Below are 23,953 nucleotides of genomic sequence, written 5' to 3' on the forward strand. Positions count from 1 at the left end.
AACATGATATAATGATGTAGAGTAGTTTGACCTTCAGACTAACTGTTGGAGAGAGTCTGTTCATGACAAGCTTTCCCTGTAGGTAGGAACTGATGGTCGATGTAGATGAGAAGTGGTAGGTATGATTTTGTGAATATCCAACAGTTATCAAACCCCCAGTATTGGGCCAGTTTATTTTCCAATCCCTGGAATATTATTGTTAACCTCATTGATATAGCCATAGTGGCCTGGCTTTTGTATTATTTTATCAAGGTCATTGCTGGGACTAAAATTATGATCTTAGTCCGTGGGGTTCTTACCTTTATTCTGATTGAATTGATAGCCAATATGATTGGTTTGACAACCATCTCTTGGTTGATTAATCAGATTATTACCTATGGGGTTATTGCAGCAGTTGTCATTTTTTCTCCTGAAATTCGAACAGGTCTAGAGAGATTGGGACGAGCTACAGAGTTTTTTACCAGTAATCAGATTAGTCCAGAAGAACGGCTAGTGCAATCCTATGTAAAAGCTGTCGCTTATATGAGTCCCCGTAAGATTGGAGCTCTGGTTGCGATTCAAGGAAGCCGAACTTTGCAAGAATATATTTCAACCGGGATTCCTTTAGATGCAAATGTATCTGGTGAGCTTTTGATTAATATCTTTATTCCAAATACTCCCCTGCACGATGGAGCCGTCATTGTGACTAATGATAAAATTGCCGTTTCCTGTGCCTACCTGCCCTTGACGGAAAGTACAGGTATTTCAAAAGAATTTGGTACACGACACCGGGCGGCTATTGGCTTATCCGAAGTAACGGATGCGTTCACTTTTGTTGTTTCGGAGGAAACGGGTGGAATCTCTATTACCCGTAATGGGACCTTTAAACACGATCTTAGCCTAGAAGAATTTGAACAGGAATTACGTTCCTTTATTATACCGGAGGATCAAGGGAAGAAAGACTTGAAATCTAGAATTTTTGGAGGACGATTCAAATGATTCCAAAAAGAAAAATAGCCTACATCGTTAGCTCTGTCTTCTTTTCTTGCCTCTTATTTATCAATGCAACGTCTGTTAATTTCCAGAACAATAGTGGAGCTCGTCAAGTCAGTTCAGAGACCTACACCAATACGTTAACCAATATCCCTATTGATGTAAAATACGACGATAAAAAGTATTTTATCAGTGGGATTAGCTCTGAAGTGACCGTCTTTCTAAAAGGTTCGAATCGGGTGGCTTTGGCATCAGAAATGCAGGCAAGTACTCGAAAATTCAAAGTGGTGGCAGATTTAAGAAGTTTAAAAGAAGGGGAGCATGAAATTGAGCTAAAGGTTGAAGATCTCCCAGCTGGCTTGACTGCGACTATTGAGCCTCAAAAGGTGACCGCAAAAATTGGAAAGAAGAAGACCAAAAAATTTGATGTAGAGGTGAATGCTCCGAATAATCAAATCGCTCCTGGGTGGACCTTCACCAGTGTTGCCCTGTCTGAGCTGACAGTGTCTGTCACCAGTGACAGGGATACCTTGGCCAAGGTTGATCATGTCGAGGTTATCTTCCCTGAAGGGGATATCATCAGTGGTAGCTATTCTGCAACGGTTTCCTTGAAGGCGGTAGATAGTGCAGGGAATGTTTTACCAGTCATTATTTCACCATCAGAATTGTACATTAAGATTGAAACGAAATTGAATGGTTCAAATGCCTCAACTTCGTCGTCAAGTGAGAATCATTCAAACGAGGAAACGTCAAAAGAATCCTCTAAATAATTATCGAAAGGATGAAAAGAATGGGAAAATATTTTGGAACGGACGGTGTCCGTGGAGAAGCAAACGTAGAATTAACACCTGAATTGGCCTTTAAATTGGGTCGTTATGGTGGCTACGTCCTCAGTCAACATGAACAAGGGACTCCTCTTGTATTTGTTGGTCGAGATACTCGTATTTCTGGTGAAATGCTAGAGAGTGCTTTGGTGGCGGGACTCTTATCCGTCGGGATTAAAGTATATAAATTGGGTGTGATTGCAACTCCCGGTGTGGCCTATTTAGTCCGTTCAGAAGGAGCGAGTGCTGGTGTGATGATTTCAGCTAGTCACAATCCTGCTCTTGACAATGGAATTAAGTTCTTTGGAAATGACGGCTACAAATTAGATGATGACCGAGAATTGGAAATTGAAGCTCTCCTAGATGCTACAGAAGATACTCTTCCACGCCCAAGTGCTGAAGGCTTAGGGACGGTAATGGATTATCGAGAAGGCTTACGTAAGTATCAAGAATACCTTGTTTCTACTGGTGCTCCTTTGGAAGGCTTACATGTTGCACTGGATACTGCCAATGGTTCTGCGTCAACAAGTGCCCGCCAAGTCTTTGCAGATTTAGGTGCCCAGTTGACAGTGATTGGTGAAAGTCCAAATGGATTGAATATTAACGACCATGTCGGTTCAACTCATCCAGAAGCCTTGCAGGTAGCTGTTCGAGAATCTGGAGCGGCCATTGGTTTAGCCTTTGATGGGGATAGTGATCGCTTGATTGCCGTTGATGAAAATGGGGATATTGTCGATGGGGACAAAATCATGTATATCATTGGTTCTTACCTTTCCGAACAAGGGCTCCTAAAAGAAAATACCATCGTAACAACCGTCATGTCCAATCTTGGCTTCCACAAGGCCTTAGATGCTAAGGGGATTAACAAGGTCATTACAGCTGTTGGGGACCGGTATGTCGTGGAAGAAATGCGCAAGTCTGGTTATAATCTTGGTGGGGAACAGTCTGGACACGTTATCGTGATGGATTACAATACAACGGGTGACGGTCAAATGAGTGCAGTTCAGTTGACCAAGATAATGAAGGAAACAGGTCGTTCACTCTCTGACTTAGCCTCAGAGGTGACCATTTATCCTCAAAAGCTGGTTAATATCCGAGTGGAAAACAGCATGAAAGATAAGGCCATGGAAGTACCTGCGATTCGTGAAATTATTGAAAAGATGGAGGCCGAAATGGCTGGAAATGGTCGTATTTTGGTCCGTCCAAGTGGAACTGAACCCCTTCTTCGTGTCATGGCGGAGGCACCGAGTCATGAAGAAGTCGACTACTATGTGGATACCATTGCTGCTGTTGTAAAAGCAGAAATTGGTCTTGAAAATTAAAAAAAGGAAAAAAGTCTCACCTCGATGTGGGCATAGGAGGTATATATGAAACAGGTCCGTCAAATTGTATGGTCACTTGTCTTACTACTAATGGTTGTCTTTGCAAGTGGTCTTACTAAAACAATTCAGGCAGCAGAAGTCTCATCTTTTACACAGACAGCAAGCCTTACGAAAGATGGTAAAACTTTAACGAATGGGAGCAAGGTGTTGACGAATGAAAAATTGTCAGCAAGCGTTTATTTGACTTTCCCTGATTCGCAAGCCATTCAAGCTGGTGATAGCTTAACACTTAGTTTGCCAAGAGAATTAGCCCTCTACACAGCATTGGAATTTGATGTTCTTGAAGCAGGCCAATTAAATGGTCAGACTGTGGGGAAAGCTGTTGTTGATACTGTTAAGAAAACAGTGACAGTTACTTTTAATGACTATTTCGTATCTCATCCACTCAATAAACGAGTTGCCTTGCATTTTGATGTAAAAGTAGACTCAGAAGTGGTCACTAAAACATCCCCAATCCAGTTTAAACTAGGCAATACAGATTTTTCATTGAATTATGAAAAGACTGATGGAGAAGCTGGAGACTATGAGATGAAATATGGCTACCAAGATAAGTCTGATCCAACCATTATTAAATGGCGGATTATCTTAAATGCCCGCCAAGATATGCTTCGTGGAATGGTTATTAAAGACCAGTTCGGAGATGGTTTAACTCTAGTTGAGGGTAGCTTGCGTGCCGTTCGGTTTGCTCCTGTAGAAGGTGGCATTAAGAATGAAGCGCACATCTTAAGTCTTCCAGTTCTCGATAACTTTACTAAAAAAGCTGTTTTTGATAAGAATGCGAATGGTCAAGTCACTGGATTTACCATTAATTTTGGTGATAACTACAATTGGCCAATGTATATTGAATATTCTACAAAAGTAGCTCCGGGTACAAAAGTCGGGGATATTGTTCATAATACACTAACATGGAAAGCAACTAATTTCCCAGAACCGCGTAGCTTAACTCGCGAATTGCGATTGGAATCAGGATCTGGAGAAGGATTGGGTGAGAAGGAACAAACGCCACCGACTCCTAGCACATCATCTTCATCAAGTTCTAGTTCTTCATCAAGCTCATCATCTTCATCAAGCACATCATCTTCGTCAAGTTATCATTCCTCATCAAGTTTATCTAGATCAAGCTCTTCATCAAGCTCATCAGCATCTTCTGTAAAAGAAGAAGCAGTAGCAAAACCTGTTAAGAAAAAAATTCTTCCAAGTACCGGTGAAAAGATAACTCCGCTTATCTATGGGATGGGTCTACTTGGATGTGCCTTAGGACTCGTTATATTCCGTTCTAAGAAACAATCCTAAACATGAATCTTCTATTAAGGCTGGATAAGTGTCCAGTCTTTTTTTGAACAAAATCCCCTATAATGACGGAAACTAAATAGGATTGAATTGGAGAAGGTGCTTGTGTAATTATCAATTTTGCAAGCTATCTTTCGAAGCAACAAAAGAAGACCATGTTTGAAAAAAGCCGTCATTCATGGTAAAATAAGGCAAATGAATTTTTTGTAATAGAGGTAAAAAACGTGGCTTTTGGAGATAATGGAAAACGCAAAAAAACTTTATTTGAAAAGTTGACCATGGTGGTCATTGTGATTATGTTAATTGTAACTGTTGGAGCAATTTTTGCTGCAGCATTTGGTGCACTATCCTACTAAGAGGATTCCAAGTAGCACTTGCTAATAAAAGGAAAACGTTAAATTATGAGTATGTTTTTAGATACAGCCAAAATCAAGGTCAAGGCTGGGAATGGTGGAGATGGCATGGTCGCCTTCCGTCGTGAAAAGTATGTTCCCAATGGCGGACCTTGGGGAGGCGATGGCGGACGCGGAGGTAATGTTATCTTCATAGTCGATGAGGGTCTACGGACCCTGATGGACTTCCGCTATAACCGCCATTTTAAGGCTCAATCTGGTGAAAAAGGTATGACTAAAGGGATGCACGGACGAGGAGCAGAAGACCTCTATGTTCGAGTACCCCAAGGAACTACCGTGCGAGATGCAGAGACAGGAAAAGTCATAACGGACTTGGTTGAAAATGGCCAAGAGTACATTGTGGCCCATGGCGGTCGCGGAGGACGAGGAAATATCCGTTTTGCAACTCCTAAAAATCCAGCTCCCGAGATTTCAGAAAATGGGGAACCAGGTCAGGAACGTGAACTCGAATTAGAACTCAAGGTCTTAGCAGACGTTGGTTTGGTTGGATTCCCGTCTGTAGGGAAATCGACCCTTCTCAGTGTGATTACATCTGCCAAACCAAAAATCGGAGCCTATCATTTTACAACCATCGTTCCAAATTTAGGGATGGTTCGGACACCATCGGGTGAATCCTTTGCAGTCGCTGACCTTCCTGGATTGATTGAAGGGGCTAGCCAAGGAGTGGGACTAGGCACCCAGTTCCTTCGTCACATCGAGCGCACCCGTGTCATATTGCATGTCATCGATATGTCAGCCAGTGAAGGACGCGATCCTTATGAAGATTATGTTCAAATCAATAAAGAACTCGAAACTTATAATCTTCGTTTGATGGAACGTCCTCAGATTATCGTGGCAAATAAGATGGATATGCCGGAGAGCCAGGAAAATTTGAAAGAGTTCAAGAAAAAATTGGCGGCCAACTACGACGAGTTTGATGAACTGCCACAAATCTTCCCAATCTCTAGTTTAGCGCATCAAGGTTTGGACAACTTGTTAGAAGCAACAGCAGACTTATTAGACAAAACACCAGAATTCTTGCTCTACACGGACGAAGATATGGAAGATCAAGAAGTTTATTACGGCTTTGATGAGGAACAACCAGCCTTCGAGATTAATCGTGATGATGATGCTTCTTGGATTTTGTCCGGTGATAAGCTAGAGAAGCTCTTCAATATGACCAATTTTGATCGCGATGAGTCTGTCATGAAATTTGCGCGTCAATTGCGCGGAATGGGTGTCGATGAAGCCCTTCGTGCGCGTGGAGCCAAAGATGGAGATATCGTACGTATCGGTAAATTCGAATTTGAATTTGTTGACTAGTTAGAGCTAAAGAGGAGAAGAAGATGGGAGATAAACCTATATCCTTTCGTGATAAAGACGGAAATTTTGTCTCTGCTGCAGACGTTTGGAATGCAGAAAAATTGGAAGAACTCTTTAATAAGCTGAATCCCAAACGTAAGTTACGCTTAGAACGGGAAAAATTAGCAGCATCCAGTGAAAATTAGGAATCAGGAGAAGAAAATGGTAAAAACAATTCACACAGACAAAGCACCAGCAGCAATTGGACCTTATGTTCAAGGAAAAATTGTGGGCAATCTTTTATTTGCAAGTGGGCAAGTACCTCTTTCACCAGAAACTGGTGAAATTGTTGGAGAAACCATCCAAGAACAAACCCAACAAGTGTTGAAGAATATTGCTGCTATCCTTGAGGAAGCTGGAACGGACTTTGATCACGTAGTTAAAACAACCTGTTTCTTAAGTGATATGAATGATTTTGTACCTTTTAACGAGGTCTACAAAACAGCTTTTTCAAGTGAATTTCCAGCACGTTCTGCAGTGGAAGTGGCTCGCTTGCCACGCGATGTCAAAATCGAAATCGAAGTCATTGCAGAAGTTTAGTCTCAATAAAAGGAATGCATTCGGGTAAAAAGAATGTTGGAGTGAGAGCCATCGACTGACCAACTGGAAAGATGATGCCTCCTCCTTTTTTGTAAGGAAAAGGTGATTAGGATGACAGATACAGAAAAGACCATTCAACTGGTCATTGTAACAGGAATGAGTGGTGCAGGAAAGACCGTAGCTATTCAGTCCTTCGAAGATATGGGCTATTTCACCATTGATAATATGCCTCCAGCTCTCTTGCCAAAATTTATAGAGTTGATTCAACTCTCCATGGATAACAACAAGTTAGCTTTAGTGGTAGATATGCGTAGTCGGTCTTTCTTTGCAGAAATTCGCTCCATTTTAGACGAATTAGAGAACCACGAAGGGATTGATTTTAAAATTCTCTTTTTGGATGCGACCGATAGTGAATTGGTTGCTCGCTACAAAGAGACTCGTCGTAGCCATCCACTGGCTGCGGATGGGCGTGTCTTAGATGGGATTACCCTAGAACGGGAACTTTTGGCTCCACTTAAAAACATGAGTCAAAATGTCATTGATACGACGGAATTAACTCCTCGTAATCTTCGAAAAGTGATTGCTGAGCAATTCTCCAGACAGGATAGTCAGCCAGAATTTAGGATTGAAGTCATGTCCTTTGGCTTTAAATATGGTCTTCCATTGGATGCTGACTTGGTCTTTGATGTTCGTTTCCTACCGAATCCTTATTACCAACCAGAGCTACGGAATCAAACGGGATTAGATGATGCAGTGTATAACTATGTCATGGATCATCAAGAGTCGGAAGACTTTTATCGTCACCTCTATGACTTAATTGAGCCAATTTTGCCATCCTACAAGAGAGAAGGGAAGTCTGTTTTGACCATTGCTATGGGCTGTACAGGTGGTCAACACCGTTCGGTTGCCTTTGCTGCTCGCCTTGGACGGGATCTAGCTAAAGATTGGATAGTTAATATGAGTCATCGCGACAAAGACCGAAGGAAAGAAACGGTGAATCGCTCATGAGAAAACCTAAAATGACCGTTATCGGAGGCGGTACAGGAATTTCAGTCATCCTAGATAGTCTTCGAAAGAAAGATGTGGATATTACAGCTATCGTCACTGTAGCAGATGACGGAGGAAGTTCAGGGGAGCTTCGTAAAAATATTCAACAATTAACACCTCCAGGAGATTTACGCAATGTACTGGTGGCCATGTCAGATATGCCCCGCTTTTATGAAAAAGTTTTTCAATACCGGTTTGCAGAAGATGATGGCCCCCTAGCAGGGCATCCGTTAGGCAATCTCATTATTGCGGGGATTTCTGAAATGCAAGGTTCGACCTATAATGCCATGCAATTATTGACCAAGTTCTTTCATACAACAGGGAAAATCTATCCTTCTAGTGACACTCCCCTTACACTTCATGCAGTTTTTACAGATGGTACGGAAGTAGCTGGGGAAAGTGAGATTGCTCATCATGAGGGTATGATTGATTATGTCTATGTCACCAATACCTATAATGATGAGACTCCAAGAGCGAGTCGAAAAGTAGTAGATGCTATTTTAGAAAGTAATTTGGTTGTTTTAGGTCCAGGTTCCCTCTTTACTTCTATTCTTCCAAATTTGGTGATTGAAGAAATTGGTCAGGCTTTAGTTGAAACCGAAGCAGATGTCGCCTATGTTTGCAATATCATGACCCAGCGTGGTGAGACAGAGCACTTTACGGATAGTGACCATGTATCCGTCCTTCATAAACACTTGAAGAAGCCCTTTATTGATACTGTTTTGGTGAATATTGAGAAAGTTCCTCAGGAATATATGAATTCCAATCGATTCGACGAATACCTAGTCCAAGTAGAACATGATTTTGCAGGTCTCTCATCTCAAGTACCGCGAGTCATTTCCTCTAATTTCCTTCGTCTGGAAAATGGTGGAGCCTTCCATGATGGAGAAGCCGTGGTAGATGAGTTGATGCAAATTGTACAGGTGGTCAAATGAGTTTCACCATTAAAGTAAAAGAGGAGCTTTTGACCCTACATCGCTTCGAAAAAAGTGAGTTATCTGCTCTGATTAAGATGTCAGGCAGTTTGGGATTAAGTATGGGGGGCTTGAGTTTATCTCTTACGACAGAAAACGCTAAGATTGCCCGACATATCTATGAATTGATTTTAGAGTTTTATCAGGTCAAATCCGATATTCGTCACCATCAAAAAACAAACTTGAAGAAGAACCGAGTCTATACTGTTTCTATTGATGAAAAAGTGGAAGAGATGCTGGCTGACTTACACTTAGCGGATTCCTTCTTTGGAATTGAGACAGGGATTGATCCGAGAATCTTAGAAGAAGACGAAGCGAGTCGAGCCTACCTGCGAGGGGCTTTCTTGGCTAGTGGGACCATCAAGGATCCCGAGTCTGGTCGCTATCAATTAGAGATTAGTTCGGTTTATTCTGACCATGCCCAGGACTTGGCCAGCCTGATGCAACACTTTTTGTTGGATGCCAAGACCATCGAACGCAAAAAAGGGGCAATTACTTATTTGCAGCGGGCGGAGGATATTATAGATTTTCTGATCTTGGTGGAAGCTAATCATGCCTTAGAGGAATTTGAGTCCGTCAAGGTGATGCGAGAGGCGCGAAATGACCTCAACCGAGCCAATAATGCTGAGATGGCCAATATTGCTCGTACAGTAACGGCTAGTATGAAGACCATTAACAATATCGTCAAAATTATGGATACTATTGGTTTGGGAGGTCTTCCTGTAGAGCTTCAGGAAGTTGCCTATGTTCGAATCCAGAATCCTGACTATTCCATCCAGCAAATTGCGGATGTCTTGAAGACTCCCTTAACCAAAAGTGGCGTCAATCATCGCTTGCGAAAAATCAATAAGATAGCTGACGAGCTAGATGAACTATAAGAAAAAAACCTTTGAATCATTTGATTCAAAGGTTTTTTCTTACAAACTAGTCGAATGGACTGGTTGAACTTTCTTATCCGGATAGATGTAATTAATGGCATTGTTTACCGCAGTAGGAGCTTCACCCAGACCGGTAGCAATTAAGTCGATTTTTCCTTCGTAGAAGCAACAGTCGCCACATGCGTAGATTCCTTCGCGACTGGTTTCTTGTTTGCGGTTCACGAGAATCTTATGGCGTTGGAGGTCTAAGCCCCATTCTTTCAATTTTCCAACAGATGATTTAAAACCGTAGTTGACAAAGAGTTCATCAATAGGGAGTAAATGGATTTCATCTGATTTAACCTTGGTAATTTCCAGGTGGCTAGCACGGCCATTTTCTCCAATTAAACGGCTAGGAATATAAGGGGTTTTAATAGAGACAGAAGAATCCTTCAATTCTTCAACGCTGTGTTCGAGAGCTCGGAAATTCTCGCGACGATGGACTAGAGTCGTTGGCGCTATTTTCTCAAAGGCAAGGGCCCAGTCAACAGCAGAATCTCCCCCACCAAGAATGGCAACTTGTTTACCAGCATATTGTTGGATATTTGAAACATGGTAGTGGACGTTTTCAAATTCTTCAGCCCCATCCACCTCTAATGGCCGTGGTTTAAAAGCGCCACCTCCCATCGCAATGATAACAGCACGACTATAATGCTGAGCTTTTGTGGTCTCTATAAGGAAATGGTCCTCATTTTTATCGATAGCTAAAACAGTTTCATTCAAACAAATGTCGGTCTCGAATGTTTCTAATTGATCGATCAACCGTTGGGACAATTCTTCCCCTGTTAGGTTGGTAAAACCAGGAACATCCAGGATTCGTTTTTCAGGGTAGAGAATAGCGGGTTGGCCACCTAGTTGGGGAAGGGAATCAATCAATTTGACTTTTACTTGACGCATATGGCCATAGAAGGCGGCGAAGAGCCCTACAGGCCCACCTCCAATAATGGTAATGTCATAAATTTCAGACATGAGAACTCCTTTGTGATGTGTAACTAGACATATTGTAACATAATTCGGACATAAATAGAAAGTAAGAAGGTTACACTGATAGAGTGGGATAAATCCTGGGAATAATTTATAAAAATAATGTTCACTTTATTTACAAGTGTTAAATATTCTGATAGAATAAATTATTATTATTTTTTTATTTATAAGGAGATTATACAAAAATGCAATTTGATTTTTGGGTTAAAGTTGCTACCGAATTTCTTGGAACAGCTTTATTGATTATTTTAGGAAATGGTGCCGTTGCAAACGTAGAATTAAAGGGTACTAAGGGTCATCAAAGTGGATGGCTTGTGATTGCAATCGGATACGGAATGGGTGTAATGATTCCAGCCTTGATGTTTGGAAATGTCTCAGGAAACCATATCAACCCTGCCTTTACTCTTGGACTTGCAGTTAGCGGACTTTTCCCATGGGAAAATGTTTTGTACTACATCGTTGCTCAAGTTCTTGGAGCGATGTTTGGACAATTGGTTGTCGTTGCGACTCACCGTCCATACTACCTTCAGACTGAAAATCCAAACAACATTTTGGGAACTTTTTCAACCATTTCTAGTTTGGATAAAGGAACTCCTGAATCACGTAAGGCAGCTAGTATCAATGGTTTCATCAACGAGTTTGCTGGATCATTCGTCCTTTTCTTTGCTGCACTTGGATTAACGAAAAATTTCTTTGGTGCAGAGGTTGCTAGTCTAGCCCAAAAAGCTGCAACTGAACAAGGTGCAATGTTTGACGGTACTTCAACAGCAGCAAAATTAGCTCTATCACAAGCGCATGCTCCTGGCTTGGGAATTGCTCACCTAGCGCTCGGATTCTTGGTTATGGCTTTGGTAACTTCTCTTGGAGGTCCTACTGGTCCTGGTTTGAACCCTGCACGTGACCTTGGTCCTCGTTTGGTTCACGCCTTCCTTCCAAAATCTGTATTGGGTGAAAACAAGGGAGATTCAAAATGGTGGTACGCTTGGGTACCTGTTGTAGCACCAATCTTGGCTGCAATCGTTGCCATTGCCCTCTTTAGCTTCCTTTATAAATAATATAACAAACTTTTCGTAGAAATCTGCGAAAAGTTTTTTCTTGTATGTAGTACCAAAAATGAGGAAGGAATATAATTATCAAGTAGTAAAGGCCCAGAAATTACTTGTTCAGATAGTTTTCTTACGGTAATGTTCCTCTACTAATATACAGGATTTGTCTAAACTTGGATTTCGGTCTAGATCTTTACATCCTTGGGACTGTGAACGAAATGTTGAGGGGAGAAGAATTGGTTTAATTCCGTCTATTGTACATGTTTGTGACAGTGATTCCAGTTATCTGCTTGGTTAAGCATTTTATTAAGACTAAATCGTAAGGCTGTATCATTAACTATATATAATAGATTTATGATCATCTACAAGTGCTTTTAAAGATGGTCTTTTATATTTTGTTAGTAAGAAAAAACTGTGAAAATATCTTGACAAGACTCCTCATCTGTGATAAAATTAGTAGGATTTTAGGCTTGAAGGGAGTGAAAAACATGTCAAAAACAGTAGTACGTAAGAATGAATCTCTTGACGATGCTCTTCGTCGTTTCAAACGTGCGGTTACTAAAGCTGGTACTCTTCAAGAAACACGCAAACGTGAATTCTATGAAAAACCTTCTGTAAAACGTAAACGTAAATCAGAAGCAGCTCGTAAACGTAAAAAATTCTAATTGAATACAAAAGCAGACTCCGGTCTGTTTTTTGTTTCTCTTGTTCAAGCGAAGACAAAAAAAGCCGATCTTCTTTTTTGAAGATCGGGTCTTTTTATCTGATTATTTGTTTGCAAGCAAGTCGCGGATTTCAGCAAGCAACTCTTCTTGAGTTGGAGCAGGAGTTTCTTCCTCAGCAACTTCTTCTTTTTTACCAAGGTTTTGTGCTTTTTCAGCAGCCTTAACAATGAAGAAAAGAACAGTACCAATGACTACGAAGTTGATAACAGCGCTCAAGAAGCTACCATATGCAACACCGTTCCATGACAATTCTGCGATTTTATCAACACCAGCAGCTTTCAAAGCTGGGTTCAAAATAAGTGGTGTGATGATATCGTTAACAAGAGATGTTACGATTGCTCCAAAAGCAGCCCCGATAATCACAGCAACAGCAAGGTCTACGACGTTCCCACGAAGGAGGAAGTTTTTCAAATCTTTCAACATATCCTATATATGTCCTTTCATAATAATTCTTTACAGACCATAGTATAACCAAAAAGTTTGTCGAGTTCAATGATTATGCTCATATTATTTTAAAAAAGTTCGTTAATTGTGAAAGAATAGTAAAACTAGAAAAAATGGATTAGGAAAAAGAGGATGAAAATCCTTTCGAATGATTTACAATTGACTAAAATTAGTATAAAATAGTAAATGATATTCTATGGTAAAATGGAGGCACTGTTTATGGTTGACAAACAACTGATTTCTGACATTAAAAACAGTGTAAACATTGTAGATGTAATCGGAGAAGTGGTTCAGCTAACAAAGGCCGGACGAAATTTTCTTGGCCTATGTCCTTTTCATGGAGAAAAAACACCATCCTTTAATGTCGTTGAAGACAAACAGTTTTATCATTGTTTTGGTTGTGGTCGCTCAGGCGATGTATTCAAGTTTATTGAAGACTATAGAGGTGTCTCCTTTATGGAAGCAGTCCAAATCATAGCCGAGCAAGCAGGTATTGCTGTTCAAAGCCTTCCTCAAGTGGGTGCGAAGAGTCAGGTCATCGATGCCAAGCAACCCTTCTATGATATTCATGAGGAGGCGGCTAAGTTTTATCATGCCATTTTGATGACGACAAAAATGGGAGAAGAAGCTCGGCAATACTTGTTTGACCGAGGACTAGATGATGAGGTACTTCGCCATTTTCAAATTGGGCTTGCTCCAGGTGAAGGGAATTATCTGTATAAGAGTGTATCTGGTAAATTTGCAGAGAATATTTTAACAGATTCTGGACTTTTTCATATCAGTGATTTAGGGACTATTTATGATGCTTTTCAAGATCGAATTATGTTCCCCTTGACTGATGATTCGGGACAAGTCATTGCTTTTTCGGGTCGTTTATGGCGAGAGCAAGAGGAGGGGACAGGTCCTCAAGGGAAATACAAGAACAGTCGTAGTACCATCTTATTTAATAAGAGCTATGAACTCTATCATTTGGACAAAGCCAAGCAGGTAGCGAAGAAGACCCACGAACTCTATTTGATGGAAGGCTTCATGGATGTCATTGCAGCTTATCGAGCAGGTATCGAAAATGCGGTAGCCTCAATGGGGACAGCCTTAACTCGAGAACATGTGAAGCACTTAAGTCGCTTTACGAAGAAGGTGATTCTGACCTATGATGGAGACAAGGCTGGACGATTGGCCACCGCAAAAGCCCTGGATATCCTAGAAAAACAGACGGTAGAGATCGTACAAATCCCAGATCAGATGGATCCAGATGAGTACCTGCAAAAGAATTCGCCTCAAGCCCTAGCTGACCTCTTGGAAAAAACTCGGATCAGCCGGATTGAGTTTCTCATGGATTATTGGAAGCCAGACAATATTGAAAATTTGCAGGCGCAGATCGAATTTGTTGAAAAGATGGCTCCTCTAATTGCTCAGACCCCGTCTGTTACGGCGCAAAATACCTATATTTACAAATTATCTGATTTATTATCAGATTTTGATTATTTACAGGTGGAGCAGATAGTTAATGCTAGTCGGTTGCAGATGCGTCAACAGCGACAAAAGCAGGGACAGGAGCAGGAAAATAATCCCTCTCCCGTCTTTCATTCAGGGAACCTTCAAAGACAATTGCCACAATTAATAAGGGCTGAAAATCATTTGCTTCATCGCATGAGTCACTTCCCTTATATCTTGAACGATTATCGCTTGCGGACAGATTTTTCCTTTGATACGCCTGCCTTGCAGGTCTTGTATCAACTTCTATGTCAAAATGGCGAAGTAACTTCTCAAGATTTGTCAGAGCAAACTGAGGAGGTTCAGCGAGCTTGGTATCGGATGTTAGAAGAGGACTTACCGGATGAAATTGCTGAGCATGAGTTAGAAGAAGTAGAAGAGACGAGAAATCGTGAGCTTCTCCGTAAAGAAAGTCAACAAATTGGAAAGAAAGTCAGAGAAGCCTCTCACAGTGGAGATGCAGATCAGGCTTTATTGGAACTCGAGCGCTTAATCGCTCAAAAAAGAAGAATGGAGTAGGAATGGCGAAAGAACAAAAAGATATCACAACTTTAGATGTCCAAATTGCAGAGTTTATTCGTAGTCATAAGAAAAGTGGTACTGCAACAGACGATGAGATCAATGATCAATTGGTCATTCCTTTTACCTTGGATGCTGATGGAATTGAAGATTTATTGCAACGAATCCAAGATGCAGGTATCTCAATTACGGACAAGGAAGGAAACCCAAGTGCGCGTGTCTTGAACAACGAAGAGGAAGAACCAGAGTTGACGGATGAGGAATTGCTTGGAAGCAATTCTGCTAAAGTGAACGACCCTGTACGGATGTACCTCAAAGAAATTGGGGTTGTTCCTCTCTTGACCAATGAAGAAGAGCAAGAATTGGCCATCTTGGTGGAACAAGGAGACTTGGAAGCCAAGCAACGTCTTGCAGAAGCTAACCTTCGTTTGGTTGTTTCCATTGCGAAGCGCTATGTTGGTCGTGGGATGCAATTCTTGGATTTGATCCAAGAAGGAAATATGGGCTTGATGAAAGCCGTTGATAAGTTTGACTATACCAAAGGTTTTAAATTCTCTACCTATGCCACTTGGTGGATCCGTCAGGCTATCACTCGTGCCATTGCAGACCAAGCCCGTACCATTCGGATCCCTGTTCACATGGTGGAAACTATTAACAAGTTGGTTCGTGAGCAACGCAATCTCTTGCAAGAATTGGGACAAGATCCAACACCGGAACAAATTGCTGAACGCATGGATATGACGCCAGATAAGGTGCGTGAAATCTTGAAGATTGCCCAAGAGCCTGTTTCTTTGGAAACTCCAATCGGGGAAGAAGACGATAGCCATTTGGGAGATTTCATCGAAGATGAAGTGATTGAAAATCCAGTAGACTATACCACTCGTGTGGTTCTACGCGAACAATTGGATGAAGTCCTCGATACCCTTACCGACCGGGAAGAAAACGTCTTGCGTCTTCGTTTCGGTTTAGATGATGGGAAAATGCGGACCTTGGAAGATGTAGGAAAAGTCTTTAACGTGACCCGTGAACGGATCCGTCAAATTGAAGCCAAAGCCCTCCGCAAACTCCGCCACCCAAGCAGAAGCAAACCATTACGAGATTTTATTGAGGATTAAAAAGATCCTGTGGATCTTTTTAACGGCCACCCAAAAACAAGAAAGTGGTCTAGATCCTGTGGCTCTTTTTAACGGCCACCCAAAAACAAGAGAGTGGTCTAGATCCTGTGGACCTTTTTAACGGTCGCCTAGACATGCAAAAGCGACCCTGGTCCAACCCAAACTAAGAAATTTAAAAGCGAGGCCGGTTAGGAAAATCTTATGAAGGACTAGTTGAATGTAGAGACTGGTCCCAAACAAAAAAATTCTTCATCAGCTTGAGCTAAGTGAAGAAGGAGTGAAGAATGAGTTATACGACAGAAGAAATCGAACAAATTAAAAACCGTATTCTTGAAAATCTGGAACAAGTCATTGACCCAGAATTAGGAATTGATATTGTCAATCTTGGCCTGGTTTACGAGATTCGTTTCGATGGTGAAACTGGTGCAACAGAGATTGATATGACCTTAACGACTATGGGTTGTCCTTTGGCAGACTTGTTGACCGATCAAATTTATGACGCCTTAACTGGAATGGATGAAGTCACCAAGGTTGATGTGAAATTGGTTTGGTACCCAGCTTGGACGGTTGAAAAGATGAGCCGTTATGCTAGAATTGCCTTAGGGATTAAATAGAAAAAGAAAAGGAGGTAGGGCCTCCTTTTTGTATGACCTTTATTTTGAAGATGAAATAACCTTACAATTCTGTAACGTTTCTTTATAAAATGTTGCAATCAATTTGTAGGAACGTTATAATATAGTAATAATCAATTTAAGGAGAATTATATGACACAGTATCCTTTGGTCTATTTAGATCATGTTCAAAAACTGTATGGTAAACATACGGCCTTATATGATGTAAGCGTGAATATCCAACCTGGTCGTATTATTGGTTTGCTTGGTCCAAACGGAAGTGGGAAAACGACCATTATTAAATTAATAAACGGTTTGTTGCAACCAACTAGTGGGAATGTCTATATTCATGGACAAAGGCCTTCTATTGAAACAAAGAAGGTGATTTCTTACCTACCTGATACAACCTACTTGGATGAGAATATGAAAATATCCGAGGCGATTCGCTTCTTCCAAGACTTCTATTCAGACTTCAATGTAGCGCGTGCCCACAAATTACTTACGGACTTACAATTGCGTCCAGAGCAACGCTTAAGACAGTTGTCGAAAGGGAATAAGGAAAAAGTTCAGTTAATCTTAGTCATGAGTCGTGAGGCAGATCTCTATATTCTTGACGAACCAATTGGTGGTGTGGATCCGGCTGCACGGGATTACATCCTGAGAACTATTATCCAAAATCGTCGACCAAATTCATCTGTTCTAATTTCAACCCACTTGATTGCGGACGTTGAACAAGTGTTAGATGAGGCACTCTTCATCAATCAAGGACGGATCATGTTGCATGAAAATACAACAGTACTTCGAAACCAATATGGTAAATCGATTGATGCCATCTTCCGTGAACAATTTAGAATGTATTAGGAGTCTTTTATGTTTGGAAAATTAATGAAATATGAATTAAAAGCAACTTCAAAATGGTATTTGATTGTAGCTGGGGGTTGCTTGGTACTATCCATCTTCATGGGAGTTATCGGATCAAATGTGGTTACGGGAGCATCTTTTATCTCCAATAACACCAAAATAATTATCCAGTTGGTAATGACTGGAATTTTCTTTGCTGGAATGGTGGCTCTAAACTTAACCAACTTTTTTATTATCATCCGTCGTTTTTATAATAATATTTTTGGTCGAGAGGGCTATCTGACATGGACTCTCCCAGTTGGCTCCCATTCCATCTTATTAGCTAAGATTTTTACAGCTTTTATTTGGACGCTGTTCTGCTTTCTTACTGTTATCCTATCCTCTTCAATTGTTAGTGCCATTATTGGGACATCCCAGGGTACGAATGTGTTTGAAATTTTAGGATCCATGATGGACTATCTTGGAGCTTCTTTTATCATTCAATTTATAGTCTATTATTTATTAACCACCCTTTCCGGTATTTTGCTCCTTTACTGTGCGATTGCCCTTGGACATCTCTTTAGCAACAGTCGAATTGTGATGGCTATTGTGATTGGTTTTGTCCTTTGGGTTGGACTGAGTTTGATTGGACAACTACTACCTGTTGTGAACCTTGATTCCCTGTCTATTTTGAAACTGTTAACCTCTAGTACTTTAGACGACTTGGATATTGTTAATTTCATTCCAGCTTATATTTATGAAATTGTGAAGATTATACCGATGTACTTCACAATCCGCTATGTCACCAAATATAAATTGAACTTGCAATAAAAGTGAAAGAGGAAGCACTTCCTCTTTTTCTTTTGCCATTTTACGTAAAAAATGGTAAACTGAAATATATCATTTTGGGGTCGTTACGGATTCGACAGGCATTATGAGGCATATTTTGCGACTCGTGTGGCGACGTAAACGCTCAGTTAAATATAACTGCAAAAAATAACACTTCTTACGCTCTAGCTGCCTAAAAACCAGCAGGCGTGACCCGATTCGGATTGCTCGCGTCTGATGACAGGTCTTATGATTAGCGAGATACGATCAAGCTTTGTCTAGCAGCTTGATAAGAGATTGATAGACTCGCAGTTCCTAGGCTTGAGTTATGTGTCGAGGGACTGTTAAAATAATACATAACCTATGGTTGTAGACAAATATGTTAGCAGGTGTTTGGACGTGGGTTCGACTCCCACCGGCTCCATATATCTATTAGAAACAGCGAGTAATCGGTGTTTTTTTATTAAGGATAGCCTCTTCCGGTTTTTTACTTATTGTGTTGGATTGGGTTCTACCTATTTTTTAGTTGACAGGGGTCCTTCTTTTCCGTATAATGGATACTAGTTTGGAAGATTACTCAAGAGGCTTAAGAGGCCGTGTTGGAAACGCGGTAGGCGTGTAAAAGCGTGCGTGGGTTCGAATCCCATGTCTTCCGTAATTAAAGGAAACAAGTGAGATAACTTGTTTTTTTTATGTCTGAAAATTGGAAAACTCCCCGATGGAAGGTATTTCTAACGGGGAGTTCTTTTAGTTTTTATGTTTCCAGTTACTATAGATTCCAAAGAGAAGAATCCAAATGCTTGCTCCAATCGCACCAATAACAGTTGATTTTTGTAGGAAGAGACAGACGAAGACAAAGAGAAAGAAGAGGATGGTAACAGGATTGAGAATTTTGTAGGCAGGCATGACAAAACCTTCTGGAAGAAAGTCTTTGGACTTGCGGTATTTCAAATGAGCTAGCATGGTCAAGATATAAATGGCAATGTAGACACCTGATGAAGAAGCGGTAATGAGTGAGAAGGCATCTGACACACTCGGAAGGACATTGATTAAGGCCGAAATTGCTACAATAATCGCAGAGAAAATGATCGCTCGGCTAGGGATTCCAAGGCGAGACAAACGATCCAAATGGAGGGCTTTCATGACTCTGTTATTAGGGGTTTCTTTAGCGAGTTGATAGAGATGGCGTCCAGTTGAATAGAGGGTTGAATTTAGTGAGGACGCTGCAGCAGTTAAGACTACGAAATTGATGAAGGCAGCCGCCCATTTAATCCCCGCCATATTAAATACCATAACAAAGGGTGATTTGTTTTCAGGAAGTTGTTGCCAAGGAACAATGGCCATCAGTGCCAATAAGGCTCCAACGTAAAAAACGACAATTCGGATCGGAATTTCCTTGATGGCCTTTGGTAGAACGGTGCGAGGGTTTGCTGTTTCAGAAGTCGTTACTCCAACAAATTCAATAGCCTGATAGGCAAAAAAGACCATCTGGAAGGTCATAACAAAACTGACCCATCCTTTAGGAAAGAGCTGAAAGCCGGTTGTTATATTGGAGAGACTGGCATGTCCAACAGGAGTTTCAAAATGGGTGACTAGCATAAAAATAGATGTAGCAATTAAGGCAAGAATGGTAATTATCTTAATCATGCCAAACCAGAATTCTACTTCTCCAAAAACCTTGACGGCAATTAAGTTAACAGAACTCAGGAGAATAAGAAAGATGATTTGGATTTGCCAGGCGGGCCAATTTGGAAACCAGAATTGAATAAAATCAGAGACAGCGGTAATTTCTGCCATCCCTAAAAAGATGAGAGAGAGCCAATAAGACCAACCGGAGAAATAGCCCCAACCTTTTCCTAAATAGTTAGAAATAAAGTTGATAAAGGTGTGTTGGTCAGGGTCCATGTAGAGCATCTCCCCAATAGCACGCATCATGAGATACATGAACACTCCGGTCAGGAGGTAAACAAGGATGATAGATGGGCCCGTCAGATTGAGAGATCGACCAGCACCAAGGAAGAGGCCAGTTCCAATCGTTCCAGCGATAGCGATTAGTTGGACATGTCGGTTTTGCAGTCCTCGGACCATTCCATTATCTGACTTACTATCCTTCTCCTTTTGAGATGACTGAATTGACATAGGTATTCCTCCAAATGAACTAATAGTAATTTTAAAATAAAAAACCGTTTATCGAATTGAAGCAGTTTTCACTTCTGGATAAAGGGAGAAGATGAAAAAATAAAGTAATTTTTTTCAAATTTTCATAAACTTACAATTCGTTTTTCAACTATATCATGAATGATTCAATTGGTCAATTCCTTAAAGGAATTTCCTGTTTTCCATTTTAAAAAGTAGGAAAGGTTCGAGCTTCAATTTATAAAAAGGAGAGAAAGAATATTATTTTCTTCTTTACCTGAATTCCTGTATAATAGAAGGAAAGAACGGATAAGAAGGAGATCAGGGTGATTACACAGCTGGACACAAAATCGGTTTATACCTTTATGGACAGTTTAGTTTCTATTCGAGACTATATTCAGCGCGCAAAAGAAATGGGTTACCAACAGATTGGTCTCATGGATGTAGATAATCTATATGGTGCTTATGAATTTTTAGAAGAATGCAAAAAGGCTGGAATGGGTGCTGTTTTGGGTCTAGATCTGGAAGTTCAGCTTTCGGAAGGCCCCTTATCCATCCGACTAATCGCTTTGGGGACACAAGGTTATAAAAATTTAATGAAGATTTCAACCTTGAAGATGATGGGGACCAGTGATTGGGAGGCTTTCCAGCATTTGTTGGCAGATCTAGCCATTCTAGTTCCTTATTTTGAGGGGATTGAATTTCTAGACTTGGGAGTAGAGTATGAGATTGCTGTCTTCCCAGATACCCCGACGAAGGATTTGCCTCGTCCTGTTTTCCCTCTTCATACGGTGCGCTATTTCTCGACAGAGGATTTGGAAAGTTTACAGATGCTCCATGCTATCCGAGAAAATAGTAGCTTGAGAGAGATAGGAGCAGTTGATCCAACGATGGTCTTCCTCTCACCAGAAAAGTTAAAAGAAGCCTTTGACCACAATTATCCAGGTAGTATCAAGCATTTGGAAGAGGTCCTTGCAGATGTGCATTACGATATTGACACAGAATTGAAGCTTCCTCGCTTTAATCCGGAACGTCCAGCTGTAGATGAGTTAAGGGAGTTGGCGCAAGCCGGTTTGAAGGAAAAGGACCTGGACCAAGATGCCTATCAAGAACGCTTAGCTAATGAATTGTCGGTGATCCATCAAATGGGATTTGATGATTACTTTTTGATTGTCTGGGATTTGTTGCGCTTTGGTCGTAGCCAAGGCTACTATATGGGAATGGGGCGTGGTTCGGCAGTTGGGAGTCTGGTAGCTTACGTGCTAAACATCACAGGAATTGATCCTGTTAAAAACCAGCTCCTCTTTGAGCGTTTTTTGAACTTAGAACGCTACACAATGCCCGATATCGATATTGATATTCCAGATGTCTATCGACCAGAATTCATTCGTTATGTGAGAGACCGCTACGGTAGTCCACATGCGGCCCAAATTGTTACTTTTTCAACTTTTGGAGCTAAGCAGGCCATTCGAGACGTTTTTAAGCGCTTTGGGACACCAGAATATGAGTTAACTAATTTGACCAAACGAATCGGCTTCCGGGACACCCTCACCACTGCCTACGAGAAAAATCTATCCTTCCGACAAGCCATCCAAAGTCGACCAGAATACCGTAAAGGATTTGAAATCGCAAAGAAAATCGAAGGTCAACCGCGCCAAACTTCCATTCACGCAGCGGGTGTGGTCATGAGTGATGACGATCTGACCAATCAGATTCCTCTTAAAATGGGAGAGGATATGAACTTGACCCAATATGATGCACACGGTGTAGAGGCCAATGGCCTGCTTAAAATGGACTTTTTGGGGCTTCGAAATCTAACCTTTGCTCAACGGATGAAGGAGGGAGTCTGGGAAAAGTATCAAGAAGATATCCAAATTGAAGCGATTCCCTTAGAAGATCCAGAAACCTTAGCCTTGTTCGCAGCGGGGGATACAAAAGGGATTTTCCAATTTGAGCAGTCAGGAGCGATTCGTTTGCTTAGACGAGTTCAACCCAATTGTTTTGAAGAGATCGTTGCGACGACGTCCTTAAATCGACCAGGGGCTAGTGACTATATTGATAATTTTGTCAAACGCAAGCATGGGAAAGAAAGGATCGATATGATTGACCCGAGCCTGGAAAAGATTTTGACGCCTACTTATGGCATTATGCTCTACCAGGAGCAGGTTATGCAGGTAGCTCAGACCTTTGCAGGTTTTAGTCTTGGGAAAGCCGATATTCTTCGACGGGCCATGGGGAAAAAGAATGCAGCTGAAATGCACCGGATGGAAGATGATTTTGTGCAAGGAGCTATTCAGTTGGGACATAGTGAAGTAAAAGCTAAGCAGGTCTTTGCTATCATGGAAAAATTTGCAGGTTATGGTTTTAACCGATCACACGCCTATGCCTACTCAGCCTTGGCCTTCCAGTTAGCTTATTTCAAGGCCCACTATCCAGATGTCTTTTTTGATGTCATGCTCAATTATTCTAGTAGTGACTACCTAACAGATGCTCTTCAATTCGATTTTCAATTGGCACCTTTATCCATCAATACGATTCCGTATAAGGACAAGTTTCAAGACCAAAAGATTTACCTGGGAATGAAAAATATTAAGGGTCTTCCAAAGGACCTAGCTTATTGGATTATTGAAAACCGCCCCTTTGTGAGCATTGAGGATTTTATTTTACGATTGCCGATGCAGTATCACAAACTGCCTCTCCTGACTCCTTTGGTAGAGTTAGGCCTGTTTGATGGCTTTGAAAAAAATAGAAAAAAAGTTCTCCAGAATTTACCGAATCTATTTGTCTTTGCGGATGAGTTAGGGAGTCTCTTTGGAGAAACAAACTATTCTTGGATAGAGGCCAAAGATTTCAGCAAGGCTGAAAAATATGAGATGGAGCAGGCTATCATTGGTGTTGGTCTTAGCCCTCATCCTTTAGTAGAAATTGCGGCTACTAGTTCAGAATCTATTCGTCCCATCTATTCTCTTAGTGAAGGAGAACAAGCTACCGTCTTAGTTGAAGTCCAGTCTATTCGGACTATCCGAACTAAAAATGGAGAAAACATGGCCTTCCTACAGGTGTCTGATTTACGTAAGAAATTGGATGTCACCCTCTTTCCAGAGACTTATCGTCAATATGGTAAGACAATCAAAGAAAAGGGCTTCTATTACCTTAAAGGAAGGATACAGGCACGTGATGGACGCCTTCAAATGGTTTTGGCAGAAGTTCAAGAAGCGACGAACGAACGTTTTTGGATCCAATTACTCGATCATGAGGATGATCGTAAGGTGCTGGATATCTTGAAGGAATTTCCGGGACCTTACCCCGTCGTCATTCGCTATGAGGATGAGAAAAAAACCATTCAATTAAAAGGATTATCTGTCCAAAAAAACGAGCAACTAGAAAATGAGTTGGCAAGCATTGCTATGAAAACGATTTATCGGTAAAATCTATGGAAAATAGGAGAATTTTGCGTTTCTTTGTGTTATAATTAATAGGAATGTTAAAGAAAAAAGGAGCAGATAACGAA

The 23,953-nt window shown here is 41.0% G+C and carries 22 protein-coding genes, 1 tRNA gene and 1 other RNA gene; 21 read left to right on the plus strand and 3 right to left on the minus strand.

Going from position 1 to position 23,953, the window contains the following annotated elements:
• Positions 1-129 precede the first annotated feature (129 nt).
• From cdaA to whiA, 11 genes are all read left to right on the plus strand, one after another.
• Entirely contained in the window at positions 130-978 is an 849-nt protein-coding gene (gene cdaA / locus E5S68_RS01275) for a diadenylate cyclase CdaA (RefSeq protein ID WP_135782027.1), read from the plus strand.
• The gene (locus tag E5S68_RS01280) at positions 975-1,742 is read left to right on the plus strand and encodes a CdaR family protein (RefSeq protein ID WP_135782028.1); all 768 of its coding nucleotides are present in this window, start codon (positions 975-977) and stop codon (positions 1,740-1,742) included. Before cdaA ends, E5S68_RS01280 begins: the two co-directional genes overlap by 4 nt.
• A gap of 20 nt (positions 1,743-1,762) precedes the next feature.
• Positions 1,763-3,118, plus strand: coding sequence for a phosphoglucosamine mutase (glmM, locus tag E5S68_RS01285; protein WP_135782029.1), 1,356 nt, complete (start codon positions 1,763-1,765; stop codon positions 3,116-3,118).
• A 45-nt stretch (positions 3,119-3,163) separates the two neighbouring features.
• Positions 3,164-4,471, plus strand: a complete 1,308-nt coding sequence (locus E5S68_RS01290; protein WP_135782030.1) for an Ig-like domain-containing protein — start codon at positions 3,164-3,166, stop codon at positions 4,469-4,471.
• A 221-nt stretch (positions 4,472-4,692) separates the two neighbouring features.
• Complete coding sequence (locus E5S68_RS01295) at positions 4,693-4,824, plus strand: DUF4044 domain-containing protein (protein ID WP_135782031.1); 132 nt, start codon at positions 4,693-4,695, stop codon at positions 4,822-4,824.
• Positions 4,825-4,869: 45 nt separating this feature from the next.
• The gene (gene obgE / locus E5S68_RS01300; RefSeq protein WP_135782032.1) at positions 4,870-6,183 is read left to right on the plus strand and encodes a GTPase ObgE; all 1,314 of its coding nucleotides are present in this window, start codon (positions 4,870-4,872) and stop codon (positions 6,181-6,183) included.
• 23 nt (positions 6,184-6,206) lie between these two features.
• Positions 6,207-6,368, plus strand: a complete 162-nt coding sequence (locus tag E5S68_RS01305) for a hypothetical protein (protein WP_006596601.1) — start codon at positions 6,207-6,209, stop codon at positions 6,366-6,368.
• A gap of 16 nt (positions 6,369-6,384) precedes the next feature.
• Entirely contained in the window at positions 6,385-6,762 is a 378-nt protein-coding gene (locus E5S68_RS01310) for a RidA family protein (RefSeq protein ID WP_135782033.1), read from the plus strand.
• A 111-nt stretch (positions 6,763-6,873) separates the two neighbouring features.
• The gene (rapZ, locus tag E5S68_RS01315) at positions 6,874-7,770 is read left to right on the plus strand and encodes an RNase adapter RapZ (RefSeq protein ID WP_135782034.1); all 897 of its coding nucleotides are present in this window, start codon (positions 6,874-6,876) and stop codon (positions 7,768-7,770) included.
• A complete protein-coding gene (locus tag E5S68_RS01320) occupies positions 7,767-8,744 on the plus strand; it encodes a YvcK family protein (RefSeq protein WP_135782035.1) in 978 nt (325 codons plus the stop codon). The genes rapZ and E5S68_RS01320 overlap by 4 nt, the downstream gene beginning before the upstream one ends.
• Complete coding sequence (whiA, locus tag E5S68_RS01325; protein ID WP_135782036.1) at positions 8,741-9,661, plus strand: DNA-binding protein WhiA; 921 nt, start codon at positions 8,741-8,743, stop codon at positions 9,659-9,661. The genes E5S68_RS01320 and whiA overlap by 4 nt, the downstream gene beginning before the upstream one ends.
• A 39-nt stretch (positions 9,662-9,700) precedes the next feature.
• On the opposite strand, the gene E5S68_RS01330 is transcribed toward whiA, so the two are convergent.
• Positions 9,701-10,669, minus strand: coding sequence for an NAD(P)/FAD-dependent oxidoreductase (locus E5S68_RS01330; RefSeq protein WP_135782037.1), 969 nt, complete (start codon positions 10,667-10,669; stop codon positions 9,701-9,703).
• Positions 10,670-10,869: 200 nt separating this feature from the next.
• Between E5S68_RS01330 and gla the strand changes: the two genes are divergently transcribed.
• Both gla and rpsU read left to right on the plus strand, forming a co-directional pair.
• Positions 10,870-11,739 (plus strand): aquaglyceroporin Gla, encoded by an 870-nt coding sequence (gla, locus tag E5S68_RS01335; protein WP_135782038.1) that lies wholly within the window; start codon positions 10,870-10,872, stop codon positions 11,737-11,739.
• 479 nt (positions 11,740-12,218) lie between these two features.
• On the plus strand, positions 12,219-12,395 hold the full coding sequence (rpsU, locus tag E5S68_RS01340; RefSeq protein WP_000048054.1) for a 30S ribosomal protein S21: 177 nt from the start codon (positions 12,219-12,221) through the stop codon (positions 12,393-12,395).
• Positions 12,396-12,497: 102 nt separating this feature from the next.
• Here rpsU and mscL read toward each other — a convergent pair whose 3' ends face one another.
• Complete coding sequence (mscL, locus tag E5S68_RS01345; protein ID WP_135782039.1) at positions 12,498-12,878, minus strand: large conductance mechanosensitive channel protein MscL; 381 nt, start codon at positions 12,876-12,878, stop codon at positions 12,498-12,500.
• Positions 12,879-13,118: 240 nt separating this feature from the next.
• Between mscL and dnaG the strand changes: the two genes are divergently transcribed.
• From dnaG to E5S68_RS01380, 7 genes are all read left to right on the plus strand, one after another.
• A complete protein-coding gene (dnaG, locus tag E5S68_RS01350; protein ID WP_135782040.1) occupies positions 13,119-14,912 on the plus strand; it encodes a DNA primase in 1,794 nt (597 codons plus the stop codon).
• Between the two features lie 2 nt (positions 14,913-14,914).
• Entirely contained in the window at positions 14,915-16,027 is a 1,113-nt protein-coding gene (gene rpoD, locus E5S68_RS01355) for an RNA polymerase sigma factor RpoD (protein ID WP_129822197.1), read from the plus strand.
• Between the two features lie 284 nt (positions 16,028-16,311).
• On the plus strand, positions 16,312-16,641 hold the full coding sequence (locus E5S68_RS01360) for a metal-sulfur cluster assembly factor (RefSeq protein ID WP_135782041.1): 330 nt from the start codon (positions 16,312-16,314) through the stop codon (positions 16,639-16,641).
• A 150-nt stretch (positions 16,642-16,791) separates the two neighbouring features.
• On the plus strand, positions 16,792-17,499 hold the full coding sequence (locus E5S68_RS01365) for an ABC transporter ATP-binding protein (protein ID WP_135782042.1): 708 nt from the start codon (positions 16,792-16,794) through the stop codon (positions 17,497-17,499).
• A gap of 9 nt (positions 17,500-17,508) precedes the next feature.
• Positions 17,509-18,309 (plus strand): ABC transporter ATP-binding protein, encoded by an 801-nt coding sequence (locus E5S68_RS01370; protein WP_135782043.1) that lies wholly within the window; start codon positions 17,509-17,511, stop codon positions 18,307-18,309.
• Between the two features lie 76 nt (positions 18,310-18,385).
• Positions 18,386-18,733, plus strand: a transfer-messenger RNA (tmRNA) gene (gene ssrA / locus E5S68_RS01375).
• 140 nt (positions 18,734-18,873) lie between these two features.
• Positions 18,874-18,961, plus strand: a tRNA-Ser gene (locus E5S68_RS01380).
• A gap of 92 nt (positions 18,962-19,053) precedes the next feature.
• Here the strand turns inward: E5S68_RS01380 and E5S68_RS01385 are convergent.
• Positions 19,054-20,445, minus strand: coding sequence for an amino acid permease (locus E5S68_RS01385; RefSeq protein ID WP_135782044.1), 1,392 nt, complete (start codon positions 20,443-20,445; stop codon positions 19,054-19,056).
• A 323-nt stretch (positions 20,446-20,768) separates the two neighbouring features.
• Between E5S68_RS01385 and E5S68_RS01390 the strand changes: the two genes are divergently transcribed.
• Entirely contained in the window at positions 20,769-23,870 is a 3,102-nt protein-coding gene (locus E5S68_RS01390) for a DNA polymerase III subunit alpha (RefSeq protein WP_135782045.1), read from the plus strand.
• Positions 23,871-23,953: the final 83 nt, after the last annotated feature.

The organism is Streptococcus rubneri (assembly GCF_004785935.1).
Classification (GTDB): domain Bacteria; phylum Bacillota; class Bacilli; order Lactobacillales; family Streptococcaceae; genus Streptococcus; species Streptococcus rubneri.